The organism is Mycobacteriales bacterium, from assembly GCA_036497565.1.
GTDB lineage: Bacteria > Actinomycetota > Actinomycetes > Mycobacteriales > QHCD01 > DASXJE01.
The window spans coordinates 1-18,689 of record DASXJE010000043.1; the positions used below are offsets into that span (position 1 = coordinate 1).

Annotated in this window: 20 protein-coding genes; 17 read left to right on the forward strand and 3 right to left on the reverse strand. The window is 69.1% G+C overall.

Translation table 11 applies throughout. The annotated features are described in order from the left end of the window. Positions 1 to 262 precede the first annotated feature (262 nt). Positions 263 to 607: an STAS domain-containing protein gene (locus tag VGH85_03860; GenBank protein ID HEY2172927.1), complete on the forward strand. Its 345-nt coding sequence runs from the start codon at positions 263 to 265 to the stop codon at positions 605 to 607. 147 nt (positions 608 to 754) lie between these two features. After that, positions 755 to 2,479: a hypothetical protein gene (locus VGH85_03865; protein HEY2172928.1), complete on the forward strand. Its 1,725-nt coding sequence runs from the start codon at positions 755 to 757 to the stop codon at positions 2,477 to 2,479. A 5-nt stretch (positions 2,480 to 2,484) separates the two neighbouring features. Here the strand turns inward: VGH85_03865 and VGH85_03870 are convergent, their stop codons facing one another. Beyond that, on the reverse strand, positions 2,485 to 3,405 hold the full coding sequence (locus VGH85_03870; GenBank protein ID HEY2172929.1) for an aminoglycoside phosphotransferase family protein: 921 nt from the start codon (positions 3,403 to 3,405) through the stop codon (positions 2,485 to 2,487). A 293-nt stretch (positions 3,406 to 3,698) separates the two neighbouring features. Between VGH85_03870 and VGH85_03875 the strand changes: the two genes are divergently transcribed. Together VGH85_03875 and VGH85_03880 are read left to right on the forward strand one after the other, a co-directional pair. Further along, positions 3,699 to 4,946, forward strand: coding sequence for a crosslink repair DNA glycosylase YcaQ family protein (locus VGH85_03875; protein HEY2172930.1), 1,248 nt, complete (start codon positions 3,699 to 3,701; stop codon positions 4,944 to 4,946). Between the two features lie 18 nt (positions 4,947 to 4,964). Continuing rightward, on the forward strand, positions 4,965 to 5,174 hold the full coding sequence (locus VGH85_03880; GenBank protein ID HEY2172931.1) for a hypothetical protein: 210 nt from the start codon (positions 4,965 to 4,967) through the stop codon (positions 5,172 to 5,174). 5 nt (positions 5,175 to 5,179) lie between these two features. Here the strand turns inward: VGH85_03880 and VGH85_03885 are convergent, their stop codons facing one another. Beyond that, complete coding sequence (locus VGH85_03885) at positions 5,180 to 6,133, reverse strand: aminoglycoside phosphotransferase family protein (protein ID HEY2172932.1); 954 nt, start codon at positions 6,131 to 6,133, stop codon at positions 5,180 to 5,182. Then, positions 6,130 to 7,011, reverse strand: coding sequence for an alpha/beta hydrolase (locus VGH85_03890; GenBank protein HEY2172933.1), 882 nt, complete (start codon positions 7,009 to 7,011; stop codon positions 6,130 to 6,132). The genes VGH85_03885 and VGH85_03890 overlap by 4 nt, the downstream gene beginning before the upstream one ends. Positions 7,012 to 7,085: 74 nt before the next feature. On the opposite strand from VGH85_03890, the gene VGH85_03895 reads away from it, so the two are divergent. From VGH85_03895 to VGH85_03955, 13 genes are all read left to right on the forward strand, one after another. Next, complete coding sequence (locus tag VGH85_03895; GenBank protein ID HEY2172934.1) at positions 7,086 to 7,622, forward strand: hypothetical protein; 537 nt, start codon at positions 7,086 to 7,088, stop codon at positions 7,620 to 7,622. A 59-nt stretch (positions 7,623 to 7,681) separates the two neighbouring features. Beyond that, on the forward strand, positions 7,682 to 8,221 hold the full coding sequence (locus VGH85_03900) for a hypothetical protein (GenBank protein ID HEY2172935.1): 540 nt from the start codon (positions 7,682 to 7,684) through the stop codon (positions 8,219 to 8,221). Between the two features lie 20 nt (positions 8,222 to 8,241). After that, positions 8,242 to 9,045, forward strand: coding sequence for an MBL fold metallo-hydrolase (locus VGH85_03905; GenBank protein HEY2172936.1), 804 nt, complete (start codon positions 8,242 to 8,244; stop codon positions 9,043 to 9,045). Positions 9,046 to 9,184: 139 nt separating this feature from the next. Then, positions 9,185 to 10,609, forward strand: a complete 1,425-nt coding sequence (locus tag VGH85_03910) for a methyl-accepting chemotaxis protein (protein HEY2172937.1) — start codon at positions 9,185 to 9,187, stop codon at positions 10,607 to 10,609. Continuing rightward, the gene (locus VGH85_03915; GenBank protein ID HEY2172938.1) at positions 10,606 to 11,007 is read left to right on the forward strand and encodes a chemotaxis protein CheW; all 402 of its coding nucleotides are present in this window, start codon (positions 10,606 to 10,608) and stop codon (positions 11,005 to 11,007) included. Before VGH85_03910 ends, VGH85_03915 begins: the two co-directional genes overlap by 4 nt. Beyond that, positions 11,004 to 12,899: a response regulator gene (locus tag VGH85_03920; protein HEY2172939.1), complete on the forward strand. Its 1,896-nt coding sequence runs from the start codon at positions 11,004 to 11,006 to the stop codon at positions 12,897 to 12,899. Before VGH85_03915 ends, VGH85_03920 begins: the two co-directional genes overlap by 4 nt. Further along, positions 12,896 to 13,954, forward strand: coding sequence for a chemotaxis protein CheB (locus VGH85_03925; GenBank protein HEY2172940.1), 1,059 nt, complete (start codon positions 12,896 to 12,898; stop codon positions 13,952 to 13,954). The genes VGH85_03920 and VGH85_03925 overlap by 4 nt, the downstream gene beginning before the upstream one ends. After that, positions 13,951 to 15,126 (forward strand): CheR family methyltransferase, encoded by a 1,176-nt coding sequence (locus tag VGH85_03930; GenBank protein ID HEY2172941.1) that lies wholly within the window; start codon positions 13,951 to 13,953, stop codon positions 15,124 to 15,126. Before VGH85_03925 ends, VGH85_03930 begins: the two co-directional genes overlap by 4 nt. Continuing rightward, a complete protein-coding gene (locus tag VGH85_03935) occupies positions 15,123 to 15,512 on the forward strand; it encodes a response regulator (protein HEY2172942.1) in 390 nt (129 codons plus the stop codon). Before VGH85_03930 ends, VGH85_03935 begins: the two co-directional genes overlap by 4 nt. 36 nt (positions 15,513 to 15,548) lie before the next feature. Next, positions 15,549 to 16,193, forward strand: a complete 645-nt coding sequence (locus VGH85_03940; GenBank protein HEY2172943.1) for a TetR/AcrR family transcriptional regulator — start codon at positions 15,549 to 15,551, stop codon at positions 16,191 to 16,193. Between the two features lie 105 nt (positions 16,194 to 16,298). Further along, positions 16,299 to 17,240, forward strand: a complete 942-nt coding sequence (locus VGH85_03945; protein ID HEY2172944.1) for an alpha/beta hydrolase — start codon at positions 16,299 to 16,301, stop codon at positions 17,238 to 17,240. Next, positions 17,237 to 18,091, forward strand: coding sequence for an alpha/beta hydrolase (locus VGH85_03950; GenBank protein ID HEY2172945.1), 855 nt, complete (start codon positions 17,237 to 17,239; stop codon positions 18,089 to 18,091). Before VGH85_03945 ends, VGH85_03950 begins: the two co-directional genes overlap by 4 nt. A 12-nt stretch (positions 18,092 to 18,103) precedes the next feature. Next, the coding region (locus VGH85_03955) for a CapA family protein (GenBank protein ID HEY2172946.1) at positions 18,104 to 18,689 on the forward strand (586 nt) is incomplete at its 3' end.

Below are 18,689 nucleotides of genomic sequence, written 5' to 3' on the forward strand. Positions count from 1 at the left end.
CGGCTGGCAGGAGCTCTACAGCAAGAACCGCTCCACCGTCGGTGGCGACCCCAACATGATCCTCGTGGGTCAGCACCTGTCGCTCTAACCCAGCGGCCCCTCAAGACATCGGGCCCCTGACCGCTCGCCACCCCCCCGCGAGCGGTCAGGGTGCCCGAGTCGCCGGGGGATTCCAGCGGGCCTTACGTCACGACGGGGAGTGTCAGTGAACGCCGCCCAGCCCAGCACGTCAGAACCAATACCGGCCGACATACGGCTTTCGGTGCAGTCTCACGGCCGGCGCAGCCGGATCCGGGTGACCGGTGCACTGGACCTGGCCACCGCAGCGCACCTGCGCACAGCCATCGAGCAGGTCAGCCGACCCGGTCAGGTCGTCTCCGTCGACCTCCGGACGACGACCTTCTGTGACTGCGCCGGCGTCAACGTGCTCGTGGCCGGGCAGTGTCGGCTGCGCGCCGTTGGTGGCGCGCTGGTGATCACCCGCCCGTCGGCCCCCGTCGGACGTCTGCTCGCCCTCACCGGGCTCGACCGCCATTTCGACGTGCGGCCGGCCGGACCGACCACGGCACGACGACGGCAACTGTTGCGCGCCGCCGCGAGCTGCTAGCGGCGGTCATCGCCGCTGCCCTCGGCGGGAATTGACCAGGTTTCCGCGGGCAGCGACCCGCGCAGGATCGCGCGCGAAATACCGAGATTCTCTCGCGCCAGATCCCGAGTCTGTGCAATCCCTATCGACTTAGTATAGATATAGTCGGTGACATTTCGCCTGACACTCGCTGCGGCTCAGCCGCGCTCCGCGACCGGGGAGCGGTCGGCCGTCCGACGGTGGTTGCCGCTGACCGTGGTCTTCCTGGTCGCCGCGGCGATCAGCGTCAGCTACCTGGGCGCCGGGCTCTGGGCGACGGACACGTGGCGTGGCAATGTCGGCGACGCCGAGCAGTTCATGTGGTTCCTCTCCTCCGTCCCGCACGCACTCACCCATGGCCACAACCCGCTGCTGAGCAACTACGAGCTCTACCCGCAGGGCGTCAACCTGATGTGGAACACGTCGGTGGTGCTCGCGGGCGTTCTTGTCTCGCCGGTTACGGCGCTCGCGGGCCCGGTGTTCAGCTACAACCTGCTTCTCGTGCTCGGCCCGATCGCCACGGCGTGCACGGCGTACTGGGCATTTCGTCGCTACGTCGACAGCCCGGTCGCGGCCGGCATCGGCGGACTCGCCTTCGCCTACTCCCCGTTCCTCCTGGTGCACAGCTCGGGCCACCTGCATCTGGTGCTCCTGGCGCTGATGCCGGTCATGCTGGTGCTGGTCGACGAGTTACTCGTGCGGCAGCGGCGTCGATCATGGCTTACCGGCGGGTTGATCGGAGTCGTCGCGGCCTGCCAGCTGCTCACCAGTGAGGAGATGCTGGCCATCGAGGCGATGGTCGGCGGGCTCGCGTTGGTCGTCCTGTGTCTTCTGCACCCGCACGCGGTCCGGTCCCGGGTGGGCTACGTGGTCCGCGCCGCGGTCTGCGCTGTCGTGACCTTCGCGCTGCTGGCCTGTTATCCGCTCTACATCCAGCTGTTCGGGCCGCAGAAGGCACCCGGTGCGCACGGGCCGAGCACCTACTCGACCGATCTCCTCAACCTCATCTGGCCCGTGAATCAGTGGCTCGATCTGGGGGCCGGAACGCCGACGTTCACCGGCAACGCGTCGGAGTGGACCGGCTACCTGGGCATCCCGCTGATCGTGCTGCTCATCGGCGTGACCGTGCGGTTCTGGCGACGCCGGCCGCTCGTGCCCGTCGCCGCGATCCTCATCGTGGTGCTGGTCGTGTTGTCGTTCGGTCCGCACCTGCATGTCGCCGGCCGGACGACAGCAATTCCGCTGCCCTGGGCGGTCGCGGAACGGCTTCCGCTGCTGGAAAACCTGCTGCCGGGCCGGATCAGCGTGGCCATCGGGCTACTCGCCGCCCTGCTTCTCGCGGTGTTCCTCGACGATCTCGTGCTCCAGCGCGGGTGGCGGAGGCTCGCCGGCGCGGCGGTGGTGGCGGTGATCGCTCTGTCGTGGGTGCCGGGCGGGCTGCGCACCACGACAATCCCCACTCCGGCGTTCTTCACCAGCTCCGCCCAGACGCGTCTCCCGGCCGGATCGGTGGCCCTCATCGTCCCGTTCACCGACAGCCCCCTCAACGAGCAAGCGGTGCTCTGGCAGGCGAACGGCGGGATGCGGATCCGCATCGTCAATGGGTGGGTGATCGTGCCGGGAGGGCACTGGGGAGGCCCGAACGCGATCTCCCGGGCGCTCGACGACGCCGACGCCATCAGCGTCACGCCCCAACTACGGGCGTCGATCTTCGCCGACCTGCGCAGACTCCGGGTGGACACAATCATCGTCGGACCGAGCAGCAAGCGGGCCTCGGAGATCTCGCTGCTGACCCGGGTCTTCGACCGCCCGCCGACGGTGGCCCGCGACGTCGTCCTCTGGACGCTTCCGTAACTCGCCTATCGAGTGCTGAGTCGCCGATGAAGCCAGCTCAGCGCGGCGAGACCGAGGCGGAGGTCGATCGCGGCGATCGCTTCCAGGCCAAGAGGTTTCGGTGATACTCCGCCGCGGAGCTGAAATCCGGCATGAGCGGCAAGAATCGCATCGACCGCCTGTGGCTCCAGGTCCGCGTTGGTATTGAGGATTGAGTCACGGTCGATCCGGTCGTCGGCGCTGGACAAGATCATGATGAGGTCCACCGCGGATGCACCAAGTCTGGCGTGAGGCCAGTCGATGAACATGACCCGGTTGGGAGTGAGCAGGATGTTATGCGGGGACAAGTCGAAATGCACGAGCGAGTCGCCCCGGGCGGCGGCAACGCCGTCGCTCTCGAGTCGGATGAGCTGCGCGATGTGGTCCATCGCCCAGGTCGAATGCCTCGCGAGCTCTGCCAGTTGGGCATCGTCCCGAGCCACCTCGGTCCAGCCGCCCAGCCGGGGATGATCGCGTGGAAGCGCGATGGGCGACGGCGTCGCCACCTGACCCAGCCGCACGATCGCGGTGACGACGCGATGAAGATCGGTGTCGTTCCAGGGTTGACACGGTTCCACACCATCGATGGCCTCGAAGGCGAGGACGACCCAATCGTCGTCGTCGAGCGTCCCGAGCAGGCGGGGCGCCGGGACCGTGGCCGGTAGCGCAGCGCTGACCTTCGCTTCGACTCGGTGGTACGCCGCATCGACGGGCCACCGCTCGGCGTCCATCGCCTTGACGAAGACCTGTCGGCCGTCCATGAGTGTCAGCAAGGACGCAAAGCCCGGTGAGTAGCCGCCCGAACAGTTGCGCGCGTGGACGACGGAACCCCCGATAAGCTGCTCGACAGCCGCGCGGGTCGATGCCCGCAGCTGGCACCACAGGGGTCGATTCTTGCTGCCGCTCATGTCGAATTTCCTTCTTTGAGGCGAGGGTAGGGTGCGACTCCCAAACGCATCGCAGTGCGGGTGGCGGCCGCAGGTACGAGGCTGCCGCCGGCGGACTGACAGGAAGTCGGTAGCTGTCGAGATCGCTGCCGCCGAGGCGGACTGCTGAGAACCGCCGGCTCAATCAGCGTCCTGCGTCGGACCAAGTCTGCACCAATTACCTCTCCGGCGCAGGACCGGATAACGTCCGGCTCGTGCCTACTGCGGCCGGAGGCCCGTCCGCGGAGTTGATCTCCGCCGATGAAGCGCGCCGGATGGCATTGGTCGCCCAGGGATTCGCGGAGCCGCGCCCGTCCGGCCGGGTGGACGCCCGACACCTACGCCGGGTGATCGACCGGGTCGGCGTACTGCAACTCGATTCGGTCAATGTGCTGTGCCGGTCGCACTACCTCCCCGTCTTCTCCCGGCTGGGCCCCTATCCGCGGGCGGTGCTCGACCGGATGGCATGGGGTAACCCACGCGAGCTGTTCGAATACTCGGCCCACAAGGCGTCGCTGCTGCCGGTGCAGAGCCATCCGTTGCAGCGATGGCGGATGGAGGCCGCCTTGCGCCACCTGTGGGGCGGTGATCTCAAGAGGTGGCGGTCGGTGCTGGACCCGGCGATCCTGCTTGCGCCGTGGGCGGTGATCGAGGGGATGTGGCGGCTCGCAGCGGAGCAGCCCGACCTCGTCGACGACGTGCTCGCGATCGTCACCGAGCGCGGACCGGTCAGTGCGGGCGACGTCGGCATCACCGCCGAGCGGCGGCTCCAACAGGGCGGGTTGTGGAACTGGAACGACGTCAAGGTCGCCCTGGAATGGCTGTTCTACTGCGGGACGGTGACGACGGCGACCCGGCGTAACTTCGAACGGATCTACGACCTCACCGAACGGGTGGTGCCGGCCGAGATCCTGTCCCGTCCCACCCCGAATCGGGCGGACGCCCAACGTGAGCTGATGCGGATTGCAGCGCGGGCGTACGGAATTGCCACCGAGCGCGAGCTGCGTGACTACTTCCACCTCCCCGCGGCGCATTCGAAGGCGCGCGTCGCCGAACTGGTCGAGTCCGGCGAGCTTTTGCCGGTGCGCGTCGAAGGCCTTGCGCAGCGGATGTACCGGTGGTCCGGCGCACGTGCGTTAGACGCCGTGCACGCCCGTGCCCTGCTGTCGCCGTTCGACTCGCTGATCTGGAGCAGAGACCGGACCCTGCGGCTCTTCGACTTCCACTACCGGATCGGGATCTACACCCCGGCGGCGAAACGGACCCACGGCTACTACGTACTCCCGTTCCTGCTCGGCGACCGGCTGGTCGCGCGCGTCGATCTGAAGGCCGACCGGCAGGCGTCGACCCTGGTTGTGCCGGAGGCTCATCTCGAACCCGGTAACCGCGGGTCCATGGTCGCGGCCGAGCTGGCCGACGAACTGTGGTCGATGGCCACCTGGCTGGAGCTGGATCATGTGGTGGTGAAGAACAGAGGTGACCTGAGCCGCCCGCTCGCGCGCGCGGTCCGCGCCGCGCGATGACCTCAGGAGGGACAGAAGATGGGTAGCGACACCACCCCCGGGCGGGTCCAGGAACACGTGGCCGCGTTCAACGCGGCGGTCCGGTCGGGTGATTGGGAGTCCTTCGCCGACCGATTCGCCCCGGACGCCAGCATGGCGTTCATCGGCGTGCCCGGCGGCAGCGGCACCATGCAGTTGGACTGGCAGGGTCCCCTCGTCACCGGTCTGCAGGTGGCCTTCGACGACTGACGGCGTCAGGCGCGCATGCCGAATGCATCCATGCGGGCGTTGATCGCGTCCATCCATTCGGATGGCGTTCCCCCGCCCGGCAAGTGCACCCCTGCCTCGCTTCGCCAGAGAGCGTCCCCCAGCGATGCCCGGATGTGCCAGGCCATGACCCGGTCGAGTGCCACGTCCGTGCCGGACAGTCGACGGTAGTGGGAAGCGGTCGCCGTAAGCAGGGCGAGGTCCGGGCCGCCCTCGGCCGGAAGGCAGCGGAAGTCGTACTCAAGGTCGGCGACGCTGCAAGTCTCGAAGTCGACGACAGCCCGCAGCTGCAGCCGATCCGGGTGCCACAGCTGGTTGTGCCCGTGCAGGTCGCCGTGCACCAGTACGGGCCCACCCGGCCGTGCCAGGACCTCGTCCGCCCAGTCACACCAGAAGAGCAGGTGCCGCTGCTGATCAGTCCGGATCCATGCGCCGAAGCGGGTCCGCAGTTCCTCGGTGGTTGCCGGCTGCGGTGGAGTGGGAAACCAGCTGATCGCGCGGCGCGCGCTCGCCAGCGTCTCCGGTCGGTGCATGTTCGTCAGGAACGACGCCAGTTCGGCGCCGATCTCCTCGACCTCCGCCCGGTCGGCGGACCTGACCATCTCGATTGTGAGCGGACGGCCGGCGACGAACCGGGTGACCACCAGCACCGGATCGTCGGCGACGGCCACCACCGGCGGCAGGCGGAGCTCCACCTGCCGGTCGGCAAAGGTCCGGAGAATCTGCGCTTCGTTCCAGAGCCGCTCGGCCGCCGGCCGTGACCACGCGAACTTGACAACGGCCTCGCCGCCGACCAACGCGCTCGAGGACCACCACTGCGGATCACTCTCGCCGAGCCCCTCCCGCAGGGCGATGGCGTCGTCAGCCAGGTCCGGAGCGACCATACTCAGCGCACGACGGATCGAGTCGACGGAGCCGTCCGCGACCCAGCCGAGCGTCACGACGCCTGCAGGTGATCGCGCACCAGGTCGGCTACGAGGTCGGGTGCCTCGCGATGCGGGAAGTGTCCGACGCCGTCCAGGGTCACGCGGCGGTAGGTGTCGAAGTGACCGTCGAGTCCTTCGGAGGATGGGGGCGGATCGCAGAGGTCCGAGCCTCCCTGCAGCATCAACGTCGGCACGCTCAGGTGGTCGACGGCATCCAGCCGTCGGCGCAACTCGTCGTAACGGCCGTCGCGTGGTTCGTCGGCGATGAATCGTGACCGGTAGGCGTTGAGCGTTATCGCCGTCCAGTCCGGGTTGCCGAAGCCCCGTGCCGTGGTCGCGAACTCGTCGTCATCGAACCATCCCGGTGGACTCCAGGTGTCCCATTGCACACGCGCGAAACCAACGGGATCGCGGCGAATCGCCTCGACGCCGTCGTCGACGTACATCAGCCACTGGTACCAGAATGCGCGCGCCTGCGGGAAGTTCGGCATCTCGAAGCGACCGCGGGGCTGGTAGGCCAGGGCAAGCGCAGCGACCGCGGTGACCCGCTCGGGAGCAAGCGCCGCGAGTGTGTACGCCGCACGGGCGCCCCAGTCGTGTCCGACGACGGCGAACCGGTCGAGACCGAGCGCGTCGGCGAGGTCGACGCTGTCCTGGGCCAGCGCCACGGCCTGCCCGTCGCGTGGTGTGCCGGGCGACCGGAACGTCGTGCCACCGGTGCCACGGTTGTCGGGAACGATGGCGCGGAATCCGGAGCTCGCCAGGCGGTGCGCGAGGTGTCGCCACCCGCGAGCGGTGTCCGGCCAACCGTGGAGAAGGAAGACCGGAGCACCGGCGGTGTCACCCACGTCGTCATAGGCAATGTCGAGGACGTCGCTCCGCGCCGATGCCATGGGGCCACGCTAGCCCCGCTTCGCGGCCGAGAATCCGTTCGCCTTGTCGGCGGCTGATCGCTACCGTCCCGCGAGTGATCCGCCGTTCCGTTCCCGTCCTCTGGCTATGTGGCCCTTCGGGCGTCGGCAAGACGTCCGTGGGCTGGGAGATCTTCACCCAGCTCGATGCGGCCGGAATCAAGACCGGCTACGTCGACATCGATCAGGTCGGGCTGTGCTACCCCGGATCCGCGGACGACCCTGACAACCACGGGATCAAGCGACAGAACGTCGGCGCGACCTGGCCGACCTTCCGGGCCGCGGGAGCCCAGTGTCTGGTGCTGTCCGGTCTTGTCGAATCCCGCGAGCTCGCGCACTCCTACGCCGAGCTCCTCCCGGATACGGAGCTGACGCTCTGTCGGCTCCGGGTGGGACATACGGAGCTCAGGAATCGCTTCATCCAGCGGGGATGGCGCACCGACCTGGTGGAGGACACCATCAAGGACGCGGAGGCGTTGGAGCACAGCAACTTCGCCGATCTGTCCGTCGACACTCACGGACTGTCCGTCCGGGCCGTTGCAGCATTGGTCCGGAAGCAGGCGGGCGGCTGGCCGCAGGGGCTCACGCCGTGACCATGGCTCCGACTCCTGTGCTCTGGGTTTGTGGACCCCCGTGCGTCGGCAAGTCCGTCGTGGGATGGGAGCTTTTCAGCCGACTCACCGGAGCGGGGGTCAAAGCTGCGTACGTCGACCTGGCTCAGATCGGTTTCTTCCGGCCGGCGCCCGAAGACGATCCCGACAACCACCGGATCAGGGCTCGCAACCTGGCCGCCATGTGGCCGACGTTTCGGGGAGCCGGAGTCCGCTGCCTCGTGATGGCCGGAGGCGTCGAGCAGCGTGACGTGGTCGCCTCGTACGCCCTTGCGCTGCCCGGAACCGCGCTGACCATGTGCCGTCTCCGCGCCGGGCCGGACCAGTTGACCGAGCGGATCCTTCTCCGGGGTCGCGGCCGCGGGCCGGCGATCCCCGGCGACGAGCTGAAGGGGCGGAGTCCCGACTACCTCCGCAGCTTCGCCGACCGGGCCGTCGCCACCGCCGAGCGGCTCGATCACGCCGGACTGGACGCTGTGTGCGTCGACACCGACGGACGGTCGGTCGACGAGGTGGCCGACCTCGTTCGCGCGCAGGCCGATGACTGGCCGCACCCATCTCCCTCTGGCAGCGCGTCCTGAGTTCTCAGATCATGGACGGCATGCGAATCGGAGACATCCACCTGCACCCCGTGTCCGACGGCACGTTCCTCGCCCGGCCGAGCTACTTCGGTCACCACCTCCCGCCGGACGCCCACCCCGAGTTCTTCCGGCACCACCGCGCGGCGTGGCTGCCGATCGGATGCTTCCTGGTGCGCACCCACGACCGGGTCGTGCTCGTCGACGCCGGTCTCGGCCCCGCGATGATGGAGCTCTGGGACGGCATGCATCTCGTCGGCGGCCAGCTCCCTACCGGGCTGCGTTCCCTCGGCGTGACGACGACCGACGTCACGGACGTCATCTGCACCCACTTCCACGGCGACCACGTCGGATGGCTCTTCGATCTCGACGTCACCCCGGTCTTCCCCAACGCGACGATCTGGTTCGGCGCCGACGACTGGCGCCATTTCGTCACCGGGTCCGGCGAAATGGCGGACCACATCCGAGCCGGACTTCGGTCCCCCGCGCACAGCGCGCGCATGCGGCCCATCGACCACGACACCACCGTCGCACCTGGCATCACAGCCCTTCTCGCGCCCGGTCACACGCCGGGCCACATGTGCGTGGTGATCTCGTCCGGACAGGACCGCGCCCTGCTCCTCGGTGACGCAGTCACGTGCCCGCTCCAGCTCGACGAACCGACCTGGCACTCGATGGGTGACGTCGATCCCGGCCTGGCCGACCGCACCCGGGAACGCCTCTGGCGCGAGCTGGAAGATGGGCACACGACCGGCGTCGGCGCGCACTTCCCCGAGCTGCAATTCGGGCGGGTTCTCCGCGGAACTCCCCGCCGCTGGTTCACCTGAGCGGTCCCGCCGGCAGCGATGTTGCGCAAGCACGACCGAACGACCGAGCGGTGTGTCACGCTGAGTGTTCAGGCACTCACACTGCGGTCCCATCAGCGCGTCCGAGCAGTGGCATTGAGGACCTTATCCACTCCTGGGGGTGGGGCAGTTGAGGTTCGCCAGCCCGGTCGGGCGGATCGCCATCGCCGGCGCGTTGATCCTCGCGCTGGTGATCGTGGGCGTGGGCGTGACACTCTGGCGCGCCGGCGACGCATCGAACAGCGCCAGTGCGGCGGAGGACAGCCTCGCCCAGCTCGCCCGAACCGAGACGGCGAACGACCTGCTGCTCGACCGGCTGTTCATCGTGCTCAATCCGGCGAAATCCAACTCCGCGCAGGTCGCCCTGCTCCGTACGTCGCAGCGCGCGTTCGTCGCAGACATCCAACGCATCGCGTCCAGCCCGAGCACGGGGACTACCGAGCGGGCGCTCGCCGAGAATGTTCTCGCCGTCGACGTACCCCTGCAGCGGGTCGAGGACCGACTGGTAGGCGAAGCGGTCGTCAACTCGCGCCAGCTGGTCCCCTACCTTCGTCAGCTCACGGCGGTCAACCACGCACTGGACCCCCTGGCGGCGGCCAACCAGAAAGAAGCCGCGGCCGCCCGACGGGCGTCCGACAGCGCAGAGACCAGTGCGCAGGTCGCCGGCATCATCGCCGGATCGCTTGCCGTTCTGGTCGTCCTCGGCCTGATCATTTACGCGGTGCGCCTGCTGCGGCGGGTTTTCGACGGCATTCGGCGTACGGCCGGCACGCTCACGGGGATGTCGGTCGACATGCGGGTCGCCGCCCAGGAGGCCGCGGCCGCCACGAGCCAGCAGTCCGCGGCGATCGCGGAGGCGGCGACGACACTCGATGAGCTCAGCGCAAGCGCCGGCTCGATCAGCGCGAGCGCTCAGACGAGCGCAAGCGCCGCCGAACAGACCTCGCAGACGATGGAGGACATGCAACAGCAGGTCGCGGCGATCGCCGAGCGCTCGCTCGAGCTCGGGGTGGGCAGCCAGGCGATCGGCGAGATCCTCGAGCTGATCAACGAGATCGCCGAACAGACCAACCTGCTCGCCCTCAACGCGGCGATCGAAGCGGCCCGCGCCGGCGAGGCAGGCCGGGGTTTCGCGGTCGTCGCCAGCGAGGTACGGCGGCTCGCCGAGCGCTCCGTGCGCTCGACCGAGTCGATCCGCGAGATCGTCGTCGCCGTCAAGGACAAGACCAACGCGACGATCCTCGCCACCGAACGCGGCTCGAAGCAGGCGGGCGAGGTGAGTGAGCTGATGCGGACGACCGGGGAGGAACTCGAGCAGAGCCTGCTCGCCACCGCCCAACAGAAGCAGGCCGCTGATCAGGTTGCCGCCGCGATGGCGGAGATCCGCACAGCCTCCGAGCAGCTCTCGGCCGAGCAGGCGCAGCGCCTGCAGACCACCGAGCACGTCGAAGGCCTGGTGCGCGAGCTCGAGCAGATGCTCGAACGTTACGGCGTGTCCGCCGGAACCGGAGAGGCGCAGATCTTGGGAGGCAGCCGAACGCCGTGAGCACCGTCTGCGTTCGGATCCGGTTGGGCGCCGAGCACTACGCGTTCGACGTGAGTCAGGTGCGGGAGGTCGCGATGCTCCGTGAGCTCACTCCCGTCCCCGGTGCGCCACCGGCGATCCTCGGGGTGATCAACGTCAAGGGTCAGGTCCTGCCCGTCATCGACACAGCCCTGCTCCTCGGAGCGGCGCAGAGCGAGCCCGGTCTCCCGGCCCGCGTCGTGATCGTGTGGACCGGGGCACAACTTGCCGCGCTTGCCGTCGACGAGGTGATCGAGGTCGGCCCGACACCGGACCCGACCGAGGAGCCGGACTCGCCACTTCTGGACGGCGCCGGGGTGGTCGACGAGAAGCTGGTCGGCTTCATCAACCTCGACGTCCTCCTGCGAGCAGCGGCATGACCGATCTCGCCGCTGAGATGCTGCCGATCTTCCGCATCGAGACCAACGAACGTCTGGATCGCATCGAGGCCACTCTGCTGGCCGTCGAGGCGGGCAACGGCGACGGTGACTCGATCGACTCGCTGTTCCGCGACGCGCACTCCATCAAAGGCAACGCGGGAATGGTCGGCTTCGACGAGGCCCAGCGGGTCGCCCGCGGAATGGAAGACGTGCTCGAGATCGCCCGCGAGTCGGGGGTACTCGAGTCCACGCTCGCCGACTCACTGCTCGAGGCGGCCGATTCGATCCGCCGCGCCGTCCGGGACGAGCCCGCGGCGGTCATCGCCGAGCCGGTGAACGGCACACCGGAGCCGAGCGCCCCTCGTTCCATGCGGGTGCCCGCGGAGAAGGTCGATCGACTCGTCGATGTGGTCGGAGAAACCGTCCTGCACCGTCGGCGCCTGGATCGGCTGGTCGATGAGGTCGCCAGTCACGACCAGGCCCTCGAGGACGAGCTGGGCGGCGGCGATCTGCTGCTCGAGGATCTGCAGGATGCGGTCATCCGCATGCGCACGCAACCATTGGAGTCGATCACGGCTCGCTATCCCCGCGCGGTGCGCGACCTCGCCGCCGCGGAAGGCAAGAGTGTGCGACTGGAGTTCGAGGGCACCGAGACACAGCTCGACCGGGTGATCCTCGACGGAATCTCCGAGACGATCGTGCACCTGCTGCGCAATGCGATCTTCCACGGTGTGGAGAGCCCCGAAGAGCGGACAGCTGCGGGCAAGGAACCGGAAGCGCGGATCGTGTTGCGTGCCGAACCGCGGGGAGAGCTGGTCGCGGTGTCGGTGTCCGACGACGGCCGCGGCGTCGCACCGGAGCTTCTGGAGCAGGCCGGGGAACGCGGCTCGCTCGCCGAGGTGCTCGGCGAGCCGGGAGTCTCGACGGCAGCCCACGGCTCCGACCTCGCCGGTCGCGGCGTCGGGCTCGATGCCGTCAAACGCCACGTCGAGTCGCTCGGCGGGTCGTTCGAGGCAGAGAGCCAGACCGGGCGCGGGTCGCGGATGATCCTGCACCTCCCGCTGACGCTCGCACTCGTGCATCTGCTCCTGCTCGAACGCGGCGGCCAGGTGTTCGGTGTCGCGCTGGCGAGTATCGCGGAGGTCCTCAGCGTTTCCTCCGAGCATTCGCTGGGCGGCCACCGCTCGCTCGAGGTACGGGGCGCTTCCGTCCCGCTGGTCGATCTCGCCGACGTACTCGGCGCCACCGCTCCACCGGCGGGTCCACGAACGCCGACCCTGCTGGTGACCTCGTCGGGACGTCAGGCCGCGGTGATCTGCGACTCGGTCCTCGGCGAGCAGCAGTCGGTGGTGAAGCCGCTGGGGGCGCTGCTCGAGGGAACGTCGGGATATCTCGGCGCCGCGATCCTCGCCGACGGCCGCATCGCGCTGGTGTTGGACCCGGCGTTCCTCTGCCACACGCCGGGCCGTGAACGGGTCGCCGGATCCGTGCTGCCGGCGGAGACCACAGCACCCCTGGGACCCAAGGTGCTGGTGGTCGACGACGAGCTCACGGTGCGCGAGCTGCAGCGATCGATCCTCGAGGCCGGGGGCTACCGCGTGAGCACCGCCAAACACGGCCGCGAGGCGCTCGAGATGCTCAGCACCGAGACAGACGTGGCACTCCTGGTAACCGACATCGACATGCCGACGATGGACGGCCTGGAGCTGATCAGCGCCATCCGCGGAGATCACCAGCACGGATCGCTCCCGATCGTCATCATCTCCTCGCGGGGCGACGAGGAACAGCGGCGCCGCGGAGCCGCGGTAGGAGCGGACGCCTACATCGCGAAGACCGAGTTCGACCAGGAGGCCCTCCTGCAGACGGTCGGCCGGCTCGTGCAACTGCCATGACTCACGCCGACGCAGTGCGGATCGTGATCTGCGAGGACTCCCCCACCTACGCCCGCGCCCTGCGGGTCTTTCTCGAGGTCGACGACGGCTTCGACGTGGTGGAGATCTGCCCGAGCGCCGAACAACTGCTCATCCGGCTCCCCGACCTGCGGCCCGACCTGGTGACGATGGACCTCGAACTGCCCGGGCTCGACGGCGTCGCGGCAATCCAGCAGATCATGACGACCGACCCGCGGCGCATCGTCGTCGTCTCGGCCCATACCGAGCGCGGGTCCGAGCGAGCCGCCGCGGCGTTGACGGCGGGCGCTCTCGAGGCGATCCACAAACGCGACCTGCGTCTCGATACCGCCCGGAGCTCGGCGGCGACCGACCTGCGCCAGCGGATCAAGCACCTCGCCGCCACCCGCGTGCGTCGCGTGCCCCCGGTGGCGACAGCCGACCGACTGCGCGGACCCTCGCGTGCCCCGGGCAGGTTGCGCGGACGGTCGACTGCGGTCGTCGCGATCGGGTCCTCCACCGGCGGTCCGGCCGCCCTTGCGGAGTTGCTCGCCAAGTTGCCGGCCGACTACGAGATCCCGATCCTGGTCGCGCAGCACATCTCCCCCGGTTTCACGCCCGGCCTGGCGCGTTGGCTCGACCACGTGGTGGCCGTCCCGGTCGGAGTGGCAAGTCACCGGCAGCCGGCCGGTCCCGGCGTGTGGTTCGCGCCGAGCGAGTCGCACCTCGAACTCTCGCGGGACATGACCATGTCGCTTTCCACGCGCGCCGCTGGCTCCCACCGGCCGTCCGTCAACGCGCTGCTGACCAGCGTGGCCGGCCGCGCGGGTCCCGCAGCTGTCGCCGTGGTTCTCACCGGGATGGGAAGCGACGGCGCCGACGGAGTGGCGGCGATCCGTACGGCGGGCGGGGTCGCCATCGCTCAGGATGAGGCAACCTCAGTCGTCAACGGAATGCCCGCCGCGGCGATCCGCCGCGGCGCCGAGCTGGTGATGGCGCCGGCTCAGATCGGGGCCGCATTGGTGACCCTCGCGCCCGCACGCAGGGCAGCATCGTGAACGGCGTCGAGACGGTCACACCCGACGAGGGCATGCCGCCGCAACGTCGGCAACTGCTCGAGGTGGCAGCGCTGGTGCATCGCCACCTAGGGATGACGATCGACGTCACGCAGCTCCCGTCGCTCGCGGCGGCGGTGGGACGGATCCGCCCCGGCCTTCGCGCCGACGGATTCCTGCGCCTCCTCGCCTCCTGGGAATCCCGGGAGTGGGCGATCTCCCGCCTCGTCGACGAGGTCACGGTGAAGGAGACCTACTTCTTCCGCAACCTGTCAGAACTCGAGCACATAGCCTGGACCCCCGGGCTGCGCCTGTGGAATCCCGGCTGCGCCACCGGCGAGGAGCCCTACACCTTGGCCATGCTGGCGGCGGAGGCACTCGGAGGCGATGCCGCCGGAACGTCGATCCTCGCGACCGATGTCGTCACCGCCGCCTTGAGAAGCGCCGATCAGGGACTCTACGGAGAGCGGTCGATGCGCACCGTGCCGGTGCATATCCGCGACCGCTATTTCCAGCCACACGCAGCCGACCGGTATGCGGTGGGTACGGATGCGCGCCGGCCGGTCCGCTTCGCCCGGCACAATCTCGTCAGCGATCCGATCCCACCCCCAGGCACAGGCTCCTTCGACGTGATCGTCTGCCGCAGCGTGCTCATCTATTTCGATGCCGAGACCGCCCGCCGGACCGTCGCCGCGCTTCGACGCGCCCTGCGCCCGGGCGGACGGCTGGTGCTCGGCGCGGCCGACCGACTCGCGGTTCCGCCTACGCCGCGCGGGATCACGCCGATCGGCCGTCCCGGACCTCACGCTCGTGCCGCGACCGCACCCTTACGCCACGCTGCCCGGACACCGCCCCCGGATTCGCTCGACCCGGAGCCGCACTTCGCACACGGTGTCGCGATGCAGGCCAGCGGCGACATACCCGGTGCCGTCGGCTCACTGCGCCGTGCGATCTATCTCGCGCCCGACTTCGCCCGGGCGGCATTTGCCCTCGGTGGCGCGCACGAAGCCATCGGCGACACCATGGCCGCCCGTCGCGCGTACCAGCAGGCGTTGTGGGCCCTGCGTCCGGACGGACCGCCACAGCGCCTCCTCGGAGACCGCGAGGCGGACGACGTGGCCGCAGCCTGCCGGACGCGGGTCGACCGTATCGACAAGGAAAGGACCCGCGAGTGAACACCCGACCGACGATCCTGGTGATCGACGACTCGGCGCTGATCCGCCGTACCGTGGAGATCGGGCTCGGTGAAGCGCACGGCTGGGATGTGCGGACCGCCGACTCCGGCGCCCAGGGACTGGCGATGGCCTCCCACGAGAAGCTCGACGCGATCCTTCTCGACGTCGAGATGCCCGACCTGGACGGCCCCGGGACGCTCAACCGACTGCAGGAACACGAAGCCGCGCAGGAAATCCCGGTACTGTTTCTCACCGGGTACTCCACCGAGGAGCACCACCGCAGACTTACGGCGCTCGGTGCCGCCGGCGTGATCACCAAGCCGTTCGACCCTTCGACGCTCGCCACGCAGATCACTCAACTGCTCGGCTGGACTCCGGGAACCTGATCCCCGGAAGCCGTAGAGGTGTGACACCGTCTGACCATGGATGCTGTCGATGCGGACGCCTCCGGAGACCGTGGCTCGCCGGAGCGCGCGGGCTACCGGCGATCGGCGGGGTCACCGCGCGGTGCGGCCCGACGGCGCGAACTGCTGGATCAGGTCACCGACGACCTCGCAGCCAACGGGCTGACGGATTTCTCGCTACGGCGTGCGGCGCGCGCGGCCGGAACCACGCACAAGGTGCTCCTCTACCACTTCGACGGAGTCGACGACCTGCTCGTGCAGGCGATCCTCGAGCTACGCCAGAGACGCACCGGAAAGGCGCTGGCCGCTGCGGCCCGCGGACCGGCCGGTCGACCGCTGGCGGCGCGGGTTCGCGCGATGTGGCCCATCCTCGTGGGCGACGAGGCACGGGTGCTCGACCAGGCCATCGGTCTGGCGATGTATGACCCCGACCGCTACGCGCAACTCGCGCGGGAGGCGTCGCAGCAATACCTGCCCTCGCTGAAGTCCATCTGCCCGCAGGACTGGCCCGACCGACGCAAGCTCGAGGTCGCCGAGATGATCCTCGCCGTGCTGCGGGGCTTTCTGGTCGACTGGCGGACCAGCGGCGACGCTGCCGGGATCGCCGCGGGATTCGACGCCCTGGTGCGGGCCCTGGAACGCGAAGAGGCAGCCGAGGAGTAGCCGGTCCTCCCTGCCGGCCGCACCGAGTGGAAACCGATGGACAGGTTGCGAACCGCGTGGTTCACTTTGTGGAGAGGATGACGCTGGGTCCACCGGGAGGTCGGCATGCAGGTGTCCGTGGGGCGGGAGAAGGTTCGCTTCGTCAGTGACGGTGCCGAATGTGCCGCCTGGCACTACCCCGGTACGAACGGCGCCTGCGTGATCATGGCGGCCGGCGGCGCGGTCACCAAGGAGCCGGGCACCGACCGGTTCGCGACGCGGTTCCACGACGCCGGCTTCACAGTTCTCGCCTTCGACTACCGCCGGCTCGGGGAGAGCGGCGGGTGGCCGCGCCAGGTCGTGCGCATCGGCGAGCAGCTCACCGACTGGGACGCCGCGATCGCCTTCGCCGCGACCCTGCGAGGAGTCGACCCGTCCAGGCTCGCGATCTGGGGCTTCTCCCTGTCTGGCGGCCACGTCTTTCGGGTCGCGGCCCACACCCCGGCACTCGCGGCGGCCATTTCCCAGACACCCCTCGCCGATGGACCGGCCGCCTCGCGCGCGGCGATGCGCTACACCACGCCGCTCGCGATGCTGCGCCTCACCGGGCGCGGCATCCTCGACGCGCTGGGCGGCCTCGTGGGCCGCCAGCCGGTCCTGGTGCCGCTGGCCGGCGAACCCGGGACCGTCGCGATGCTCAGCACTCCGGACGGCCTTGACGGCGACCGGGCGCTCAACCCCGACAATGCGTACCCGGACTGGCAGCAGACGATCGCCGCCCGCTCTGCGCTCCGCATCGGGCTCTATCGGCCTGGCCGCTCCGCGTCCGACGCGCGGTGCCCGATGTTGGTTCTTGCCTGCGACCGGGATCAGTCCGCTCTTCCCGGACCTGCGATACGCGCGGCGCAGCGCGCGCCCCACGCAGAGCTGGTTCGCCTGCCCGGTGGGCACTATGCGCCGTTCATGGATGCGCACGAGCAGGCCGTCGACGCCGAGCTGTCCTTCCTGCGCAAGCATCTGCTCGACCACTCAGGAGTGACTTCGCTGCACACCGGCGGTCAGACATGAACCAGATCGAGCTGTCCGCTGGAACAATTGACTACGAGGACACCGGCGGCGACGGGCCGGTGGTCGTACTGTTGCACGGGTTGCTGATGGACGCTTCGCTGTGGGACGCACCGATCGCGGAGCTTTCTGCCGAATACCGATGCGTGGCACCGACCTTGCCGCTGGGCGCGCACCGGCATTCGATGCACGCCGATGCCGATCTGTCGCTGCCGGGCACAGCCCGGCTGATGACCGAGCTTCTCGACCGCCTCGATCTGCAGGACGTCACCCTCGTCGGTAATGACACCGGCGGCGCGCTCGTCCAGCTGATCATGTGCAACGGAGCTGCACGCGTCGGACGCGTCGTACTCGTCTCGTGCGAAGCGTTCGACAACCTGCCGCCCGGACTGACCGGCCGGACCCTCGCGCTCGCCGGCAAGCTCTCGCCCCGGATGTTCGGGCTGTTCATGCAACAGATGCGTCTGCGCATGCTCCGGCGGCTGCCGATCGCGTTCGGGTGGCTGACCAAGCGCGGAGATGCCGCCACCGCCCGGTGGGTCGAGCCGGTCACGACACAGCCGGAGATCCGCCGCGACGCCGTACGGATCCTGCGGGCGGCGATGGCCGACACCCACCTCCTGCTCGACGCGGCCGAGCGCCTACCGACCTTCGACCGACCCGCGCTCGTCGTCTGGGCTAGCGAGGACCGCGTCATGCCACCGGAGCACGGCCGGCGCCTCGTCGAGCTTCTCCCGCACGCACGGCTGGTCGAGATCGACGACAGCTACACGCTGATTCCGCTGGATCAACCGGCGAAGCTCGCCCGGGCCATCCGGGAATTCACGCCTGCAGCCGCGCCGGCCGAGCAGTGACAGACTTGCCCGATGTCGCTGACGGTGATGCTGGGCGGGGATGTTCACGTGACCGGCCGTGCCAAGCCAGCGCAGGCGCTCGAGGCGTTGCGGCCCATCCTTGACCGGGCCGACGTGCGGATCGTCAACATGGAGGGCCTGCTCGTCGAACCGTCATCGACAGGCGCTACCCCGGACATTCCGCACAAGGCGAACTGGCGCCACCCCGGCCCCCAGATGATCGACGCGCTCGTCGCCGCCGGGATCGACGCCGTCAGCTGTGCGAACAACGTCAGCTATCCGCCGCAAGCGCTTTTGGAGAGCATCGCCGCCCTCGACGAAGCAGGAATCGGGCATGCTGGCGGCGGCAAGGACACCGCCGACGCACATGCGCCGCACATCCTTAACCGTGCCGGCACAAAGGTCGGGTTGTGGACCGTGCCGGTGCGCGAGGATCTGGATCGCATGATTGCCGACATCGAGGCGGCTCGGCAGCGATGCGACTTCCTCGTCGTCTCAGTGCATTGGGGGCTTCCTGGCACAGCCCTCTGTGACTACCAGCCGGTTGTGGCGAGGGCTGCCATCGATGCCGGTGCTGACGTGATCATGGGTCATGGCC